This is a genomic window from Ancylobacter sp. TS-1 (assembly GCF_009223885.1).
Lineage (GTDB): Bacteria > Pseudomonadota > Alphaproteobacteria > Rhizobiales > Xanthobacteraceae > Ancylobacter.
Map to the genome: position 1 here is coordinate 1,216,389 of NZ_CP045144.1, position 17,595 is coordinate 1,233,983.

The following is a 17,595-nucleotide window of genomic DNA, read 5'->3' on the forward strand; positions in this document are numbered from 1 at the left end:
CGGTGAGCGAGGCGCTTTTCGTCGTCAATGCCGGCTCGTCCAGCATCAAGTTCAAGCTCTACCGCGTCGTCGGCCGCGACGTGGCGCTGATCCTCGGCGGCGCGCTGGACGGCATCGGCACGCGCCCCCGCCTCAAGGCCACCGACGACGCCGGCAGCGTGCTGGTCGACCGCAGCTTCGACGCGCAGGAGATCGGCAAGGCGGCGCAGGCCCAGCACGCGATCAGCGACTGGGTGACGCCGTATCTCGCCGAACACGAACTGATCGGCATCGGCCACCGCGTCGTCCATGGCGGGCCGCACTACTCGCATCCCGAGCTGGTGAATGACGAGGTGCTGCGCACACTGGAGAGCTTCATCCCGCTCGCCCCGCTGCACCAGCTCACCAATCTCGATCCCATCCGGGTGATCCGCGCGCGCCGGCCGGACCTGCCGCAGGTCGCGTGCTTCGACACCGCCTTCCATCGCGGCCACCCCGAGGTCGCCGACCGCTTCGCCCTGCCGAACGGGCTCTACGAGGATGGCGTGCGCCGTTACGGCTTCCACGGCCTGTCCTACGAATATGTCTCCGGCGCCCTGCGCGAGCTGGCGCCGGAACTGGCGCGCGGGCGGGTCGTCATCTGCCATCTGGGCTCCGGCGCCTCGGCCTGCGGGCTGCTGGACGGGCGCAGCATGGAATCCACCATGGGCTTCACGGCGCTGGACGGCCTGCCCATGGGCACGCGCTGCGGCGCGCTCGACCCCGGCGTGGTGCTGCACCTGATCGAGCAGAAGGGCATGAGCCCGGCCGAGGTCGGCCACATGCTCTATCATGACAGCGGGCTGCGCGGCCTGTCGGGCATCAGCAGCGACATGCGCGAATTGCTGGCGAGCGAGGCGCCGTCGGCGGCGCTGGCGGTGAACTACTTCACCCTGCACGTGGCGCAGGCGGTCGCCCAATTGGCCGTCTCGCTCGGCGGGCTCGATGCGCTGGTGTTCACCGCCGGCATCGGCGAACGCTCGCCGGAGATCCGCGCCCGGGTCTGCGCACGCCTCGCCTTGCTCGGCATCGCGCTAGATCCCGAGGCCAACGCCGCCGGCCAGACCTTCATCGACGCCGACAACTCGATACCAAGCGTGCTCGTCATCCCGACCGACGAGGAGCGGATGATCGCGCTGGCGACCCTCCACCTGCTGCGCGGGGATGCGTGAACGTGCTCAGCCGTCGAGCAGGGTGAAAAGCCGGGCGGCAGCCTCAAAATCGCGGAAGCGCGCCGCGCGGCGCGCCAGCGCCTCGGCGTCGGTTCCCCACAGCCTCTCCTGCACTTCCTCATCCGCATGGGCGGCGCGCCAGCCCTCCTCCGCCGACAGGCGCCCGCGCGCGACGGCGAGCGCGATCAGCGCCGAGCCGCCGAGCGTGGTCAGGAGATTGAGCGCCGCGAGGCGGAACGGCTCGTCCGGCAGCAGGCCGGCGACGATTTCCAGCGTGCGCGGGGGCTGCTCGACATGCATCACCCCTTCGCTCAACACGAACACCGCGCCGAAACTCTCGCGCGCCCAGTCGAGCAGCGGGTCCCACAACTCGGCATGCAGCGCGACAAGCTGGTCGGGAGCATCGGCCCGGTAGCAGAGAAGGTCGCTGCCGGCATAGCGCACCACCTCGCCGCCGACCGCCTCCATGGCCCCGGCAACGCCGTCGATGGCGGAATTGGCGAGCCGCGTCAGCGGCATGGTCAGGGGGTCTATGACCGCGCCCTGCGCCTGCCATTCCTCGACCAGGGCCTCGGCCAGCACCCGATTCGGCACGGCGACGAGGTTGCGGCCGGGGGTGCGCACCGGGCGCCCGTCCAGCTCGATGCGGTAGAGCCCCTCGCCGGCCTCGCCCACGCCCGCCTGCGTGTAGAACCGCTTCGGCAGCTTGCGCTCGCCGCTGCCCGGCGGCAGCCCCGGCGCCAGCGGCGCGCCGTCCTGTCCTTCGCTCACGGCACCATCTCCCACACCTCGTCGATGGCCCGGATGAGCCCGTCGGCATCCGACACCAGCCGCTCGGCGCCCGACTGGCTCAGCCGGTCGACCGGGTGATAGCCCCAGGTGACGCCGATGGCGCGGGCGCCGGCGGCGCGGGCCATCACCATGTCGAAGCTGGTGTCGCCGACAAGCACGGTGTCGACGGCCTCGACGCCCGTCGCCGCCATGGCCTGAAGCACCATGGCCGGGTGCGGCTTGGACGGTGCATCGTCCGCCGTCTGGATGGTGACGAAGCGCCCTTCCAGCCCGTGATGGCCGAGCACGGCGGCCACGCCGCGCTGCGACTTGCCGGTGGCGATACCGAGCAGCACGTCGTCGCGGGCGGCCAGCGCGTCGAGCACGCCGCGCATGCCGGGGAACAGCGGCTCGAAGAAGCCCGACTCGGTGCGCAGTTCGCGGAAGGCGTCGCGGTAGAGATCGGCCAGCCGCTCGGCGGGAAACAGCGGGTCGTCGTCGCCGAGATGGCGCATCGCCTCCACCAGCGAGAGCCCGACAATGCCGAGCACCGCCTCGCGCGGCGGCCGGGGAAGCGCGGCGCGGTCGAAGGCCCGCGTCATGGCGGCGACGATGACGTTCTGGCTGTCCACCAGCGTGCCATCGCAATCGAAGAGAACGAGTTTCACGGCGCAGGCATCCGGCAAGGCGGGAGGATGGCGGGAAGCGACCCGGTTGCCCGACTTCTAGACGCCGGGGCGGCTGCGGCCAACTGCGATGTTCGCGGGGGAGCGATGCGGCGCGGAGGGTGGCGGACCTGCCCGGACGCCGTGTCGATGGTGGGCGGTGACGGGCTCGAACCGCCGACCCTCTCGGTGTAAACGAGATGCTCTACCAACTGAGCTAACCGCCCGCCTGACATCCGCCGATCCGGGTGGCCGGGAAAGCGTTCCCAGCCCCGGAGCGGAGAGAACCGCGCCTGCGGCCTGTCGGGGCCTGCCCGGCCGGACCGCCAGCGGGCCGTCTTAAGCATCCGCGCGGCGATGTCGCAAGAGGTGATGTCGCAACTGGCCGTATCGCAAGAAGCGATGTCGCCAGACACGATGTCGCAAGAGACGATGCCGGAAGGGAGATGCTAGACGCGGCGAGTGCCCGGGCGATCTGCCGGGGCGACGCGCTTCGGGCCTCGCGGAGGGAGGCCGGTCCGCCGGCACGTGGCCGGCGGACACCTGCCCTCGACGCCCCGCCACGTCCCCGGATGATCCGGTCAGGACGGCGTGGGCGTCGCGGCGTGTCGGATCAACCGTTGACGGTTTCCTTCAGGCCCTTGCCGGGCGTGAACTTCGGAGCCTTCGAGGCTTCGATCTTGACCGGCTTGCCGGTGCGCGGGTTGCGGCCTTCGCGCGCGGCGCGGGTCACGACCGAGAAGCTGCCAAAGCCGATAAGCTTGACTTCCTCACCGGCCTTCAGCGAGGCGGCAATGGCGTCGAAGGTCGCGTCGACCGCGGCCGCAGCAGCGGCCTTCGTCAGCTTGGCCTGTTCGGCCACGGCGGCGACGAGTTCGTTCTTCGTGGTCATCTGACCGGTCCTTCCCTTGATTGCACAAGAATCGTCGATCGCATGCACCGACGACGGGCGGGCACCCTTTCTCCAAATCGCGGCGATTGCAAGCTCCCGGGCCTAGGAACCCGCACGAATACACGATTTTCATGCGATTGCAGGTATCTAGACACCTCATTAGAAGACAACAATAGCGGCCTGCAATTTAGGCGAATGCGACCTTTCCACGACGGCCCCGGAGCCGGATCGGTGCCCCGCAAAAGCAGGACGGCGGCGTCCGCGAGGACACCGCCGTCCGATAGTGCGTTGGACCGGAAGGTCCGTCGATCAGTGCGCGGCGAGGCCGCTCGCCTCGTCGCGGGCGATCACCGGCTCGATCTCGCCCGGCGCCGGCACCTTCTCTTCCCAGACGATCGCCTCGGGCTGGCGGATGAGCGCGTGCTGGAGCACCTCGTCCATCCGCGACACCGGCACGATCTCCAGCGCGTTCTTCACATTGTCCGGGATCTCGGCGAGATCCTTGGCGTTCTCCTCGGGGATCAGCACCTTCTTGATGCCTGCCCGCAGGGCGGCGAGAAGCTTCTCCTTGAGGCCGCCGATCGGCAGCACCCGGCCACGCAGCGTGACCTCGCCGGTCATGGCGACGTCGCGGCGGATCGGGATGCCGGTCAGCACCGAGGTGAGCACGGTCGCCATGGCCACGCCGGCCGAGGGGCCGTCCTTCGGGGTCGCCCCCTCCGGCACGTGGACGTGGATGTCGCGACGGTCGAACAGCGGCGGCTCGATGCCGAAATCGAGCGCGCGCGAGCGGACATAGGAGGCCGCCGCCGAGATCGATTCCTTCATCACGTCGCGCAGGTTGCCGGTGACGGTCATGCGACCCTTGCCGGGCATCATGACGCCTTCGATGGTCAGGATCTCGCCGCCGACCTCGGTCCAGGCCAGGCCGGTGACGACGCCCACCTGATCCTCGGTCTCGGCCTCGCCATAGCGGTACCTCGGCGCGCCGAGATAGTCCTCGAGCGTCTTGGCGGTGACCTTGATCGTCTTCTTCTTGGTCAGCATGAGGTCCTTCACCGCCTTGCGGGCGAGGTTGGAAATCTCACGCTCGAGATTGCGCACGCCGGCCTCCCGCGTATAGCGGCGGACCAGGGTGAGCAGCGCCTCGTTGTCGATCGACCATTCCTTCGGCTGCAGGCCGTGCTTGGCGAGCGTGGCCGGGATGAGATGCCGGCGCGCGATCTCGACCTTCTCGTCCTCCGTGTAGCCGGCGATGCGGATCACCTCCATGCGGTCCAGAAGGGCCGGCGGGATGTTCAGCGTGTTCGCCGTGGTCACGAACATCACGTTCGAGAGGTCGTAATCGACCTCCAGATAGTGATCGTTGAAGGTGTGGTTCTGCTCGGGGTCGAGCACCTCCAGCAGGGCCGAAGACGGATCGCCGCGGAAGTCCGCGCCCATCTTGTCGATCTCGTCGAGCAGGAAGAGCGGGTTGGACTTCTTGGCCTTGCGCATCGACTGGATGACCTTGCCGGGCATCGAGCCGATATAGGTGCGCCGGTGGCCGCGGATCTCGGCCTCGTCGCGCACGCCGCCGAGCGCGACACGCACATATTCGCGCCCCGTCGCCTTGGCGATGGACTTGGCCAGCGAGGTCTTGCCGACGCCGGGCGGGCCGACGAGGCACAGGATCGGGCCCGTCAGCTTGTTCTGCCGGGTCTGGACGGCGAGATACTCGACGATGCGGTCCTTCACCTTGTCGAGCCCGAAATGGTCGGTGTCGAGCACGTTCTGCGCGAAGGGCAGGTCCTTCTTGACCTTGCTCTTGTTGCTCCACGGGATCGACAGCAGCCAGTCGAGATAGTTGCGCACCACGGTCGCCTCGGCCGACATCGGCGACATCTGGCGCAGCTTCTTGAGCTCGTGCGTCGCCTTCTCGCGGGCTTCCTTGGAGAGCTTGACGGTCTTGATGCGCTCTTCCAGCTCGGCCAGCTCGTCACGGCCGTCCTCGCCGTCGCCGAGCTCCTTCTGGATCGCCTTCATCTGCTCGTTGAGGTAGTACTCGCGCTGGGTCTTCTCCATCTGGCGCTTGACGCGCGTGCGGATGCGCTTCTCGACCTGAAGGACCGAGATTTCGCTTTCCATCAGCGACAGCACCTTCTCCAGGCGCGTCGTCACCTTGAGGATTTCCAGCACGGCCTGCTTCTCGGGGATCTTGACCGCAAGATGCGAGGCGACGGTGTCGGCCAGCTTCGAGTGATCCTCGATCTGGGTCACGACGCCGACGACCTCCGGCGAGACCTTCTTGTTCAGCTTCACATAGCTGTCGAACTCGGCCAGCACCGAGCGCCCGAGCGCCTCGGCCTCGACCTTGGAGCCGATGTCCTCCTCCAGCGCCACCGCCTCGGCCTCGTAGAGGTCGGCGCGGTCGGTGTAGTGGCTGACCCTGGCGCGCGAAATGCCCTCGACCAGCACCTTCACCGTGCCGTCCGGCAGCTTCAGCAGCTGGAGAACCGAGGCAAGCGTGCCGATCTTGTAGATGGAGCTGGTGGCCGGATCGTCATCGGAGGCGTTCTCCTGCGTCGCCAGCAGGATGAAGGTGTCGTTGCGCATCACCTCCTCGAGGGCGCGGATGGATTTCTCGCGGCCGACGAACAGGGGCACGATCATGTGCGGGAAAACGACGATGTCGCGCAGCGGCAGCACGGGGAAGGTCTGCGAGACGCCGGGCGTGAGCGCGGTGCGAGGCTTGGGGCTCGTCATGGCTCTTTCCTTTCAGTTGACGGCCGACCCCGATCCCCGGCGATGAACGCCGTGAAGCGGGACCGCGCCGCAATGCGGCCGGAACGCGAACGTTGATCTCTGTGCGGGAGCAGCGAGAGGCGCGAGGCACGTCGATGCGGTCGAGGACCGGTGGTTGGGGCTGAGATGGCGACGCCCCCGCCCCCCGTCAAGGGAGCCCACCCTGGTCCCTGCCGGGCGCATCCGCCCGGCTTCCGCTGCGAACGTTTCCTCAGGCACTCGCGCCCGCATCGCCGGCAGCCCGGTCCGCATAGATGTAAAGCGGACGTGCATTCTGCTCGACGACCTCCTTGCTGATGACGACCTCCTCGACCCCTTCGAGGCCGGGCAGATCGAACATCGTATCGAGCAGGATACCCTCCATGATCGAGCGCAGGCCGCGCGCGCCGGTCTTGCGCTCGATGGCCTTGCGGGCGATGGCGCCCAGCGCCTCCTCATGGATGGTAAGCTCGACATTCTCCATCTCGAACAGCCGCTGATACTGCTTCACCAGCGCGTTCTTCGGATCCGAGAGGATCTTCTTCAGCGCCGCCTCGTCGAGATCCTCCAGCGTGGCGATCACCGGCAGACGGCCGATGAATTCGGGGATCAGCCCGTATTTGAGCAGATCCTCGGGCTCCACTTCGCGGAACACCTCGCCCGGACGGCGATCCTCGGGGGCGGACACGACCGCGCCGAAGCCGATCGAGGTGCCCTTGCCGCGCGAGGAAATGATCTTGTCGAGACCGGCGAAGGCGCCGCCGCAGATGAACAGGATGTTGGTCGTGTCCACCTGCAGGAATTCCTGCTGGGGATGCTTGCGCCCGCCCTGCGGCGGCACGGAAGCGACCGTGCCTTCCATGATCTTCAGCAGCGCCTGCTGCACGCCTTCGCCCGACACGTCGCGGGTGATCGACGGGTTGTCGGACTTGCGGCTGATCTTGTCGATCTCGTCGATGTAGACGATGCCGCGCTGCGCCCGCTCGACATTGTAGTCGGCCGACTGCAGCAGCTTGAGGATGATGTTCTCCACATCCTCGCCGACATAGCCCGCCTCGGTGAGCGTGGTCGCGTCCGCCATGGTGAAGGGCACGTCGAGGATGCGGGCGAGCGTCTGCGCAAGCAGCGTCTTGCCCGAACCCGTCGGACCGATCAGCAGGATGTTGGACTTGGCCAGTTCCACGTCACCGGCATGCTTGGTGGCGTGGTTCAGGCGCTTGTAGTGGTTGTGCACCGCCACCGACAGGACGCGCTTGGCATGGAACTGGCCGATCACGTAATCGTCCAGAACCTTGCAAATCTCCTTCGGGGTGGGGATCCCGTCGCGCGACTTCACCAGCGAGGACTTGTTCTCCTCGCGGATGATGTCCATGCACAGCTCGACGCATTCATCGCAGATGAACACGGTAGGTCCCGCAATCAGCTTGCGGACCTCGTGCTGGCTCTTGCCGCAGAACGAGCAATAAAGAGTGTTCTTGCTGTCGCCGCCGCCAACCTTGCTCATGCGTCTCTCCGTCCGCTCGGCGGCCCAGGCATCGCCCGGGTCCGCCCCAGTCTCGCAGGCCGCCGCGGGCCTCCAAGTGGGGAGAAACGCGACGGCTCGAAAAGGCCGTCAAAAGGAAGCGACTTAAGGGTCCTGTCGTTCGGTCTAGCCAAGCATGCCGGAACCGACACGATCAAGAAGGCATTCGATCCATCCCCGACTTAGCGCGAATGGGGCGCTTGCCCCCGTCGTCCCCCTGTCACACCTCCAGGCGACACATCATCCAAATGTCATGCAAGCGCGATACCGCGATGCACGCAAGCCCGCGCTTCACATGAACGCGGGCCTGCCCTTCAATATAGGAAGCCGGCGTGGCTTCGGAAACACGGCCGGGAGCCCCGTCAGGGCTTGGCCGCAGCCTCCTCGGGACGCTTGTCGATCACATTGTCGATAAGGCCGAAGCTCTTGGCCGTATCGGCAGTCAGGAAGTTGTCGCGCTCGAGCGCGTCCTCCACCGCCTGCAGCGACTGGCCGGTGTGCTTGACGTAGATCTCGTTCAGCCGCCGCTTGAGGCTTTCGACCTCCTTGGCGTGAATGAGAATGTCCGTCACCTGCCCCTGATAGCCGCCGGAGGGCTGGTGCACCATGATTCGCGCGTTCGGCAACGCGAAGCGCATGCCCTTCTCGCCGGCGGTCAGCAGCAGCGAGCCCATCGACGCCGCCTGGCCGACGCAGAGCGTCGACACGGCCGGCTTGATGAACTGCATCGTGTCGTAGATCGCCAGACCCGACGTCACCACTCCCCCCGGGGAGTTGATGTACATCGAGATTTCCTTCTTCGGGTTTTCCGCCTCGAGGAACAGCAGCTGCGCGACCATGAGGGTCGCCATGTTGTCCTCGACCGGGCCGGTCAGGAAAATGATGCGCTCCTTCAGGAGGCGCGAATAAATGTCATAGGAACGTTCGCCCCGGTTGGTCTGCTCGACCACCATCGGGACCAGATAATTCATGTAAGTATCGATCGGGTCACGCATATTCCGTTCCTCGGCGGCTCGGTGCAAAGGCACCGCCCGCGAATCCACCCCGCCCACAATAATGGGAAAGCGCGTCCCCGCCAGTCCGTCGGGCCATTAAGCCGCGGCGGGTGGGGCCGCGCTCGCGCGCAGCCCCACTGACAACCGGCAAACTCAGGCGGCCTTGTCGGCCTCGTCCTCGGCGTAGAGTTCCTCGCGAGTGACGGGAACCTCGTTCACCTTGGCAAGCTCGAGCAGGAAGTCGACGACCTTCTCCTCGAAGATCGGCGCGCGAAGGCTTGCGAGCGCCTGGGCGTTCTGACGATAGAACTCCCAAACCTGCTGTTCCTGCCCGGGGAACTGGCGGGCACGTTCGACGACGGCGCGGGTCACTTCGTCGTCGGTGACCTGGATGTTGTTCTTCTCACCGATTTCCGCAAGGACCAGCCCGAGTCGCACGCGGCGCTTGGCGATCTTGTCGTAGTCGGCGCGGGCCTCCTCCTCGGTGGTGCCCTCGTCGGCGAAGGTGCGCTTCTGCGCTTCCATCTCCGAGGTCACCGAGTTCCAGATGCCGTCGAATTCCTGCTGCGCCAGCGAGGGCGGCACATCGAACTGGTGCAGTTCGTCGAGCGCGTCGAGCAGGCGGCGCTTCACCTTGGAGCGGCTCTGGCCGTTGTGCTCCTGGGCGATGCGGCTCTTCACCTGCTCGCGCAGCGCCTCGTAGCTCTCAAGGCCGAGCGCCTTGGCGAACTCGTCGCCGGCCGGCAGTTCGGCGGGCGATTCGATCATGCGCGCGGTCACTTCGAAGGACGCGGCCTTGCCGGCGAGATGGGCGGCCTGGTACTCGTCCGGGAACGTGACCTCGACGGTGCGGGTCTCGTCTTCCTTGATGCCGAGGAGCTGGTCCTCGAAGCCGGGGATGAAGCTGCCCGAGCCGAGCACGAGCGGGACGTCCTCGCCCGAGCCGCCCTCGAACTTCTCGCCGTCGATCGAGCCGACGAAATTGATGTGGACGCGGTCGCCCTTCTCGGCGGCGCCCTGCTTGGCGGCATAGGGGCGGTTCGATTCGGCGATGCGGGTGAGGGTGTCCTCGATCTCCTCGTCGCCGACCGCCAGCACCGGCTTGTCGAGGGCGATGGACTTGAAGTCGCCCAGCTCGATCTTCGGCAGCACTTCGAGGCCGACGGTGTAGGACAGGTCGGCCTTGCCCTCGATCACCTCGTTGACGACCGCCTCGTCCTGCGGCAGCTCGACCTTGGGCTGCAGCGCCAGCTTGAAGCCGTTGTCCTCGACGATCTGGTTGTTGGCCTCGTTGACCGCCTGGTCGATCACCTCGGCCAGCACAGACTTGCCGTACATGCGCTTGAGATGGGCGACCGGCACCTTGCCCGGACGGAAGCCGTTGAGACGGACCTTGTCCTTGAGCTCGGCGAAGCGGGCGTTCGCCTTGGCGTCCAGTTCGGCGGCCGGCAGCACCACGCGATATTCGCGCTTGAGACCTTCGGCGAGGAGTTCGGTGACCTGCATGTTCAATCGGCCTTCGTCTTGTTTGCCGCTTGCGCGGTGCTCTCGAATGTCTGAGTGCGGGCACGTCGCCTGCGCGCCGTGGCCTCGCTCGGTCAAATGGTTCGGAGGGCGGCACCGGACAAGGGAAAGACTGGTGCGGGCGGAGGGACTCGAACCCCCACGACTCTCGCCACTGGAACCTAAATCCAGCGCGTCTACCAGTTCCGCCACGCCCGCGGTCGCGCCATCCGCCCGCCAAGCCACCAGATCGGGCCTCACAACGGCGCACGAACGCACACCCGAGAAGGTGCCGCCAGCCGGGTGCGGGCTTATAGCACGGCCCTGCCCCAGCGCCAGCCCCAAAAGCGAGGCCCCGCCGCCGCGCGCGGCCCCGCACGTTCACTTTCCGCGAGCGGGATACTAGGCACCCGCGCCGAGCGCCGCGAACAGCCGCCGGTAGACCGGGCGCAGCGCGTCCACCAGATCGTCCGCCACCAGCCCCGGCCCCGCCTCGCGCGCCGCCTCGCCGTGCAGCCAGACGGCGGCGGCAGCCGCCTCGAAGGGCGGCATGCCCTGCGCCAGCAGCGCGCCGGCGATGCCCGACAGCACGTCGCCGGCCCCGGCCGTGGCGAGCCAGGGCGGCGCGTTGGCGGCGATGGCGGCGCGCCCGTCCGGCGCCGCGACCACTGTATCCGCCCCCTTCAGCAGCACCGTGACACCGAGCCGGACGGCACCGGCGCGCGCGCGCTCCAGCTTGGACGGGGCCTCCATAATCTCGGGGCAGCGCCCGAACAGACGGGCGAACTCGCCGTCATGCGGCGTCGCCACCGCCGCCGGCGCGGCGCGCACGATTCCGGCCAGCGTGTCGACGTCGCCCTTGAAGCTGGTGAGGAGGTCGGCATCGAGCACCAGCCGGCGGTCGGCGCAGGCCAGCAGCCGGTCGCGCGCGCCCTGCCCCACCCCGAGCCCCGGCCCGAGCACCACCGTGTTCAGCCGCCGGTCGGTCAGCAGATGGGCCAGGCCGGCCGCATCCTCGACCGGGCGCACCATCACCGCCGACAGATTGGTCGCGTGGATCGCCAGCGCCTCCGCCGGACAGGCGACCGTCACCAGCCCGGCGCCCGCGCGCAGCGCCGCCCGCGCCGCCAGCCGGGTCGCCCCGGTGGCGAAGGCCGGGCCGGACACCGCGACCAGATGGCCGCGCGCATATTTGTGGCCCTGCGGGCGCGGCACCGGAAAGGCGGTGCTCCACAGCTCGGGCACGTTCTCGAAGGCGCGCGGGGCGATGGCGTCGAGCGCAGCCGGGAGGATGCCGATATCCGCCACGGTGAGCGCGCCCCGATGGAGACGGCCGGGCAGCAGCAGATGCCCGGGCTTGGGGCGGAAGAAGGTGACGCCCCAGCGCGCCTCGATGGCGGCGCCGCGCACCGCTCCGCTCGCCCCGTCGATGCCCGAGGGCAGGTCGACCGCCACGACCGGCAGCCGGCTGGCATTCACCCGCTCGACCAGCGCGCGGGCCTCCCCGTCGAGATCGCGCGCGAGCCCGGCGCCGAACAGGGCGTCCACCACGAGGTCGACGCCCTCCAGCGACGCCCGCGACGCGTCTTCCACCGCTCCCGGCCAGCGGCCGGCCATGATCGCCGCATCGCCGCGCAGCCCTGCCCGTTCGCCGAGCAGTGCGACCCGCACCTTGTAGCCGGCGCCGGCGAGGTGGCGCGCCGCCACGAATCCGTCGCCGCCATTATTGCCGGGACCGCACAGCATGAGCACCCGCGAGCCGACGCCCGCCGCCTGCGCCGCCACCCGCGCAACCGCCCGTCCCGCCCGTTCCATGAGCAGCTCGCCGGCGACACCGCCGGCAATGGTGAAGGCGTCGGCACGCCCCATTTCCTCAGGGGTCAGAAGTTCCATGTCCGTGCCCGCGACCTCATGAATCCGCGGCGGAAGATGCGCCCGCAGCCTGCCGGGACAGCTTAGGCGAAAACAATGAAAAGGCGTGAGGCCAGGCCGGGAACGCGGCAATCATTGGCATCTGCCTATTTTTCACGCGCGAGCAATGCATGTTCATCGAAGATGTTTGTCTATTTTTTACTCATAGTGTCTATTTATTAGCCATTCTTAGGATTATTCCCGAGTTTGCGGCCGCGCGGCTGCGTGCGATGATGTGATATCGCAGCGTTTTGAGACGGCGGAATGGCTTGGCATGGGTTCTGCTTCTACGCGACCTGACTCGGCCGGGCGTCGCGGATCGTCGAGTCAGGGAGACGGATACAGATGAAGAAGATTGAGGCCATCATTAAGCCCTTCAAGCTGGACGAGGTGAAGGAAGCGCTGCAGGAAGTCGGCCTGCAGGGCATCACCGTCACCGAAGCCAAGGGCTTCGGCCGGCAGAAGGGTCATACGGAACTCTATCGCGGCGCCGAGTACGTCGTCGATTTCCTGCCCAAGGTGAAAATCGAAATCGTGGTCAGCGACGAGACGGTGGAAACCGCCATCGACGCGATCCGCCGCGCCGCCCAGACCGGGCGCATCGGCGATGGCAAGATCTTCGTGTCGAACATCGAGGAAGCCATCCGCATTCGTACCGGCGAGTCGGGCGTCGACGCCATCTGATAGCCAGCGTAGTATGGTCGGGCCTACCGAGCGCGCCGCATCCTGACGGATGCGGCGCGTATCGTCGTTGACCATCCGCTTGGGATTCATCTGCCCTGAAAAAGACGGCAGTATCAGAAGAGGTACGAACAATATGACGACGGCCAAGGATGTACTGAAGCTAATAAAGGACAACGACGTCAAATACGTCGACCTGCGCTTCACCGATCCGCGCGGCAAGTGGCAGCATGTAACCTTCGACATCTCGATGGTCGACGAAGATTTCTTCGCCGACGGCCAGGCGTTCGACGGTTCGTCCATCGCGGGCTGGAAGGCCATCAACGAGTCGGACATGCACCTGCAGCCCGATCTCGACTCGGTCAGCATCGACCCGTTCTTCGCCGAGACCACCATGGTCGTGGTCTGCGACGTGCTGGAGCCGACCACGGGCGAGCCCTATGGCCGCGACCCGCGCGGCATGGCCAAGAAGGCCGAGGCCTATCTGAAGTCCACCGGCATCGGCGACACCATCTATATCGGTCCCGAAGCCGAGTTCTTCATCTTCGACGACGTGCGCTTCACCGCCGACCCCTACAACACTGGCTTCAAGCTCGATTCGGTGGAACTGCCGACCAATGGCGGCACCGAGTATGAGGGTGGCAATCTCGGCCACCGCGTCCGCACCAAGGGCGGCTATTTCCCGGTTCCCCCGGTCGACAGCTGCCAGGACCTGCGCGGCGAGATGCTTGCCGCCATGGCCCGCATGGGCGCCAAGGTCGAGAAGCACCACCACGAGGTCGCTTCCGCCCAGCACGAGCTTGGGCTGAAGTTCGACACGCTGGTGACGATGGCCGACCAGCTGCAGATCTACAAGTACTGCATCCACCAGGTCGCCAACGTCTATGGCAAGACGGCCACCTTCATGCCGAAGCCCATCTTCGGCGACAACGGCTCGGGCATGCATGTGCACCAGTCGATCTGGAAGGGCGGCAAGCCGGTGTTCGCCGGCAACAAATATGCCGACCTCAGCCAGGAATGCCTGTGGTACATCGGCGGCATCATCAAGCACGCCAAGGCCCTGAATGCCTTCACCAACCCGCTTACCAACTCCTACAAGCGTCTGGTCCCGGGTTATGAGGCGCCGGTTCTGCTCGCCTATTCCGCGCGCAACCGCTCGGCCTCGTGCCGCATCCCCTACACCACGTCTCCCAAGGCCAAGCGCGTCGAGACCCGCTTCCCGGACCCCGGCGCGAACCCCTATCTCGCCTTCGCCGCGCTGCTCATGGCCGGCCTCGACGGCATCCTGAACAAGATCGATCCGGGTCCGGCCATGGACAAGGACCTCTACGATCTGCCGCCGAAGGAGCTGAAGAAGATCCCGACCGTCTGCGGCTCGCTGCGCGAAGCGCTTGCCTCGCTCGACAAGGATCGCGAGTTCCTCAAGAAGGGCGGCGTGTTCGAGGACGACTTCATCAACTCGTATATCGAGCTGAAGATGGCCGAGGTGATGCGCTTCGAGATGACGCCGCACCCGGTCGAGTTCGAGATGTACTACTCGATCTGACCGGCCGACGGCCTGCGACATGCGAAGGGGCGCCCTCGGGCGCCCCTTTTGCTTTTGGGCATCGTTGCCGGAGCGGCGGCTCAGCCCGCGCGCAGGTCCTCCGGGCCGACCTTGAGGGTCTCGATCCGGTCCCGCCCCCCCGACTTCGCCAGGTAGAGCGCGGCGTCGGCGCGCTTCATCAGGACATTGAGCGCCGCCTCGGCATGGGCGTCCGTGTGGCAGGGCGTCAGTTCGCCACCGGCCATGCCGACGCTGACGGTGCAGTCGATCGGATGGCCGACAGTGTGGGCGTTCGCGAGTTCCTCACGGAAATTGCGCTGGACCCGCTCGGCCGCCTGTCGCGCGGCGCCGGTGCGCGTATCCGGCATCAGGACGGCGAACTCCTCGCCACCGACACGCGCGAGGATGGCGCCGGCCTGCAGGTCCAGCGCCAGCGCCCGGGCGAAGGCCATCAGGACGCGATCGCCCGCCGCATGGCCGAAGCGGTCATTGACCTGCTTGAACCGGTCCAGGTCGAGCAGCATCAGGGCGAGCGTACCGCCCCGGCGGCAGGCGGGCACAGCCTCGGCCAGAAAGCCGCGGCGGTTGAGAAGGCCGGTCAGCGCGTCACGCTGGGCAGCGCTGCGGTAGAACTGCTCGGTGCGCTCGCGCACCAGCATCACCAGCGTGAACCCGACGATGATCAGCACCGAGATCGCCACGATCCCGATCCACAGGAAGCGCGGATCGGAGACCAGCCGCAGCGTATTGTCCGGCACGAGCACCGAGGCGAAGGGAATGCGCAGCAGCGCCAGGCAGGTCGAAAGGCCTATCAGCGCCAGCGCCACCGGCCGCATGCGCGAAGGCGCCACCCAGCCCCGCCAGAGCTCGATCAGGGCGAGCATCATGAGCGTTGCCGCGAACGCCGATCCGAGGGCGATCCGGTTGACGAGGTTGTCGCGAAACAGCGGAAGCTGGCACAGGATGATCCACAGCGCCGGCGCGATCAGCGCATAGCCGAAGCGCGGCCGTCGTCGGTCGAAGACACGCAGCCCCGTCCAGATCAGCCCGTAGGCGAACAGGATCGCGGCATTGGCCAGCGCGATCGACACGAAATCGGGGATCACCCCGCGCGCCATGATGCCGGCGATGCCCATCACGAGGAAGGTGCAGAAGGCCGCCCAGTGCAGCAGCGCCGGCTCGTCCGGCGTCAGCAGCCAGACCAGCACCATCACGGCGGACAGCATCAGGCCGACCAGAAGGACGACGGACCACAGAGTCAACGGATCGAAGGTCATGCGGTGGCAGGCAGTTCTGTACGCGGGCGGGGCCCACATCCTCTACCGCCCAACCGGCGAAGCAAAGGTGAAGGCTGGCGGCGCGAACTTAGCCGGAAGCGGTGTCCGTTGTCATCGCCACCCGGTCGCGCCCGCTCGACTTTGCACGGTAGAGCGCGGCGTCGGCGATGGCGGTGAGCGCCTTCAGCCGCGCCCGGCGGGCCGCCTCGCCATCCGCCGGAAACCGGCCCAAAGCTATGCCAATGCTCGACGAGCACGCCAGCGGGAGCCCTTCCGCGCGCATCTCGCCCACGGCCCGCCGGAACGCCTCGCGGATGCGATCCGCCGCCTGCCTCGCCGCCTCCTCGTCGGCGCCCGGCAGCAGCACGGCGAACTCCTCGCCACCCATCCGCGCCACGATGTCGCCCTGCCTCAGATTGAGGCTGAGCACCCGGGCGAAGGTCTCCAGCACCCGGTCGCCGGTGGCGTGGCCGAAGCGGTCGTTCACCTGCTTGAAGTGGTCGAGGTCGAGGAACATCAACGCCACGGGGCCGCTTGTGCCGGCGGCGAGCGCCTGCTCGACGAAGCCGCGCCGGTTGAGAAGCCCGGTCAGTTCGTCCCGCCGCGCGGCGCTGCGATGGGTCAGCTCGGCACGTTCGCGCACCATCAGCACCAGCGCGTAGTTCAGGAAAATGGCGATCCCGATGGCGACGATGCCGACCACCGCATTGCGCGGATCCGTAAAGGTCGTGAGCCGGTTCTGCTCCACCTGGGTGGCGACCAGCGGGATGCGCGCCAGATTCAGCACCAGAATGAGCGCCAGCAGCACGAAGACCGCCAGGCGTGGCCGCGACGGCGAGGTCCAGCCGCGCCAGGTCTGGATCAGGCACAGCACCAGCAGGACGCCGATCAGCAGCGCGATGAGCACGACGCGGCCGGCGACCACATCGTTGAAGGGCGGAAAACGGAGCGCGACGATCCAGACGAGGGGCACGAGCAGGAGCGGCGCCATGCGCGGGCGCTGGCGGTCGAAGCAGCGCAGCCCGGCATGCAGCGTGCCGTAGGCGAGCAGTATCGCGGCGTTGGCCAGCTCGATGGAGACGTAGTCGGGGATGAGGCCGCGCGCCATGCCGCCGGAGACGCCGGCTACAAGCAGGCCGCTGAAGACGGCCCAGAAGCCCAGCGCCGGCTCGTCCGGCGTCAGCGCCCAGGCGAACAGCATCGACGCGGCTAGGAGGAGGCCGACGATCAGCACCACCAGCCAGAGCGTCCAGGGATCGAGCAACATGAATCCGCCGGCCGGCGCGCCGCCCCCGTGTCGATTCCCCCCCCCAGCGCGAATATCGGCGAAACCACGCGCGGGCCCAAGCAAAAAGGGCGGGCCCGAGGCCCGCCCTTTGAAATGCCGGATGGAACCGGGATCAGCGCTTGGAGAACTGGAAGCTGCGGCGGGCCTTGGCCCTGCCGTACTTCTTGCGCTCGACGACGCGGGAGTCGCGGGTCAGGAAGCCACCCTTCTTGAGCGGGCCGCGCAGTTCGGGCTCGTAATAGGTGAGCGCGCGCGAGATGCCGTGGCGCAGCGCGCCGGCCTGGCCGGAGAGGCCGCCGCCGGAAACGGTGGCCACCACGTCGTACTGGCCGGTGCGGGCCGCCGTCGAGAAGGGCTGCTGGATGATCAGGCGCAGCACCGGACGGGCGAAGTAGGTCTCGATGTCGCGCTCGTTGACGACGATCTTGCCGGTGCCCGGACGCACCCACACGCGGGCGACCGCGTTCTTGCGCTTGCCGGTAGCATAGGCGCGGCCCTGCCGGTCCAGCTTCTGGACATGCTTGGGGGCCTCGACGGCCTGGGACTTCAGGGCTTCGAGCCCGTCGAGCGACTGGATGAGCTCAGCCATGG

At 67.5% G+C, this 17,595-nt stretch carries 14 protein-coding genes and 2 tRNA genes; 3 read left to right on the forward strand and 13 right to left on the reverse strand.

Annotated elements, in window-relative coordinates:
- Positions 1-2: 2 nt before the first annotated feature.
- The gene (locus tag GBB76_RS05945; protein ID WP_152302448.1) at positions 3-1,190 is read left to right on the forward strand and encodes an acetate/propionate family kinase; all 1,188 of its coding nucleotides are present in this window, start codon (positions 3-5) and stop codon (positions 1,188-1,190) included.
- 6 nt (positions 1,191-1,196) lie between these two features.
- Here the strand turns inward: GBB76_RS05945 and GBB76_RS05950 are convergent, their stop codons facing one another.
- From GBB76_RS05950 to GBB76_RS05995, 10 genes are all read right to left on the reverse strand, one after another.
- The gene (locus GBB76_RS05950) at positions 1,197-1,961 is read right to left on the reverse strand and encodes an ATP12 family chaperone protein (protein WP_152302449.1); all 765 of its coding nucleotides are present in this window, start codon (positions 1,959-1,961) and stop codon (positions 1,197-1,199) included.
- Complete coding sequence (locus GBB76_RS05955; protein WP_152302450.1) at positions 1,958-2,629, reverse strand: HAD-IA family hydrolase; 672 nt, start codon at positions 2,627-2,629, stop codon at positions 1,958-1,960. The genes GBB76_RS05950 and GBB76_RS05955 overlap by 4 nt, the downstream gene beginning before the upstream one ends.
- A gap of 148 nt (positions 2,630-2,777) precedes the next feature.
- A tRNA-Val gene (locus tag GBB76_RS05960) sits at positions 2,778-2,853 on the reverse strand.
- A 386-nt stretch (positions 2,854-3,239) separates the two neighbouring features.
- Positions 3,240-3,518, reverse strand: coding sequence for an HU family DNA-binding protein (locus GBB76_RS05965; protein ID WP_013167015.1), 279 nt, complete (start codon positions 3,516-3,518; stop codon positions 3,240-3,242).
- A gap of 309 nt (positions 3,519-3,827) precedes the next feature.
- Positions 3,828-6,263: an endopeptidase La gene (gene lon, locus GBB76_RS05970; protein WP_152302451.1), complete on the reverse strand. Its 2,436-nt coding sequence runs from the start codon at positions 6,261-6,263 to the stop codon at positions 3,828-3,830.
- A 250-nt stretch (positions 6,264-6,513) separates the two neighbouring features.
- The gene (gene clpX, locus GBB76_RS05975) at positions 6,514-7,785 is read right to left on the reverse strand and encodes an ATP-dependent Clp protease ATP-binding subunit ClpX (RefSeq protein WP_152302452.1); all 1,272 of its coding nucleotides are present in this window, start codon (positions 7,783-7,785) and stop codon (positions 6,514-6,516) included.
- A gap of 380 nt (positions 7,786-8,165) precedes the next feature.
- Positions 8,166-8,798: an ATP-dependent Clp protease proteolytic subunit gene (locus GBB76_RS05980; RefSeq protein ID WP_152302453.1), complete on the reverse strand. Its 633-nt coding sequence runs from the start codon at positions 8,796-8,798 to the stop codon at positions 8,166-8,168.
- A gap of 153 nt (positions 8,799-8,951) precedes the next feature.
- Positions 8,952-10,304 (reverse strand): trigger factor, encoded by a 1,353-nt coding sequence (tig, locus tag GBB76_RS05985; RefSeq protein ID WP_152304764.1) that lies wholly within the window; start codon positions 10,302-10,304, stop codon positions 8,952-8,954.
- Positions 10,305-10,435: 131 nt separating this feature from the next.
- Positions 10,436-10,520: transfer RNA gene (locus GBB76_RS05990), tRNA-Leu, on the reverse strand.
- 183 nt (positions 10,521-10,703) lie between these two features.
- Positions 10,704-12,194: an NAD(P)H-hydrate dehydratase gene (locus tag GBB76_RS05995; RefSeq protein WP_152302454.1), complete on the reverse strand. Its 1,491-nt coding sequence runs from the start codon at positions 12,192-12,194 to the stop codon at positions 10,704-10,706.
- Between the two features lie 363 nt (positions 12,195-12,557).
- Between GBB76_RS05995 and GBB76_RS06000 the strand changes: the two genes are divergently transcribed.
- Both GBB76_RS06000 and glnA read left to right on the forward strand, forming a co-directional pair.
- Positions 12,558-12,896 carry a P-II family nitrogen regulator gene (locus GBB76_RS06000; protein WP_013167021.1) on the forward strand — a complete coding sequence of 113 codons (339 nt, stop codon included), beginning with the start codon at positions 12,558-12,560 and terminating at the stop codon, positions 12,894-12,896.
- Between the two features lie 133 nt (positions 12,897-13,029).
- Positions 13,030-14,439, forward strand: coding sequence for a type I glutamate--ammonia ligase (gene glnA, locus GBB76_RS06005; RefSeq protein ID WP_152302455.1), 1,410 nt, complete (start codon positions 13,030-13,032; stop codon positions 14,437-14,439).
- An 80-nt stretch (positions 14,440-14,519) separates the two neighbouring features.
- Here glnA and GBB76_RS06010 read toward each other — a convergent pair whose 3' ends face one another.
- From GBB76_RS06010 to rpsI, 3 genes are all read right to left on the reverse strand, one after another.
- The gene (locus GBB76_RS06010) at positions 14,520-15,716 is read right to left on the reverse strand and encodes a diguanylate cyclase (protein ID WP_162375494.1); all 1,197 of its coding nucleotides are present in this window, start codon (positions 15,714-15,716) and stop codon (positions 14,520-14,522) included.
- An 88-nt stretch (positions 15,717-15,804) separates the two neighbouring features.
- A complete protein-coding gene (locus tag GBB76_RS06015; RefSeq protein ID WP_152302457.1) occupies positions 15,805-16,983 on the reverse strand; it encodes a diguanylate cyclase in 1,179 nt (392 codons plus the stop codon).
- 133 nt (positions 16,984-17,116) lie between these two features.
- Positions 17,117-17,593: a 30S ribosomal protein S9 gene (rpsI, locus tag GBB76_RS06020; protein ID WP_152302458.1), complete on the reverse strand. Its 477-nt coding sequence runs from the start codon at positions 17,591-17,593 to the stop codon at positions 17,117-17,119.
- Positions 17,594-17,595: the final 2 nt, after the last annotated feature.

Bases quoted from the DNA above. Each gene is read 5' to 3' on its own strand.
- GBB76_RS06000 (WP_013167021.1), top strand. From the start codon at position 12,558: ATGAAGAAGATTGAGGCCATCATTAAGCCCTTCAAGCTGGACGAGGTG.
- lon (WP_152302451.1), bottom strand. From the start codon at position 6,263: ATGACGAGCCCCAAGCCTCGCACCGCGCTCACGCCCGGCGTCTCGCAG.
- clpX (WP_152302452.1), bottom strand. From the start codon at position 7,785: ATGAGCAAGGTTGGCGGCGGCGACAGCAAGAACACTCTTTATTGCTCG.
- GBB76_RS05980 (WP_152302453.1), bottom strand. From the start codon at position 8,798: ATGCGTGACCCGATCGATACTTACATGAATTATCTGGTCCCGATGGTG.
- GBB76_RS06015 (WP_152302457.1), bottom strand. From the start codon at position 16,983: ATGTTGCTCGATCCCTGGACGCTCTGGCTGGTGGTGCTGATCGTCGGC.
- tig (WP_152304764.1), bottom strand. From the start codon at position 10,304: ATGCAGGTCACCGAACTCCTCGCCGAAGGTCTCAAGCGCGAATATCGC.
- glnA (WP_152302455.1), top strand. From the start codon at position 13,030: ATGACGACGGCCAAGGATGTACTGAAGCTAATAAAGGACAACGACGTC.
- rpsI (WP_152302458.1), bottom strand. From the start codon at position 17,593: ATGGCTGAGCTCATCCAGTCGCTCGACGGGCTCGAAGCCCTGAAGTCC.
- GBB76_RS05965 (WP_013167015.1), bottom strand. From the start codon at position 3,518: ATGACCACGAAGAACGAACTCGTCGCCGCCGTGGCCGAACAGGCCAAG.
- GBB76_RS06010 (WP_162375494.1), bottom strand. From the start codon at position 15,716: ATGACCTTCGATCCGTTGACTCTGTGGTCCGTCGTCCTTCTGGTCGGC.
- GBB76_RS05995 (WP_152302454.1), bottom strand. From the start codon at position 12,194: ATGGAACTTCTGACCCCTGAGGAAATGGGGCGTGCCGACGCCTTCACC.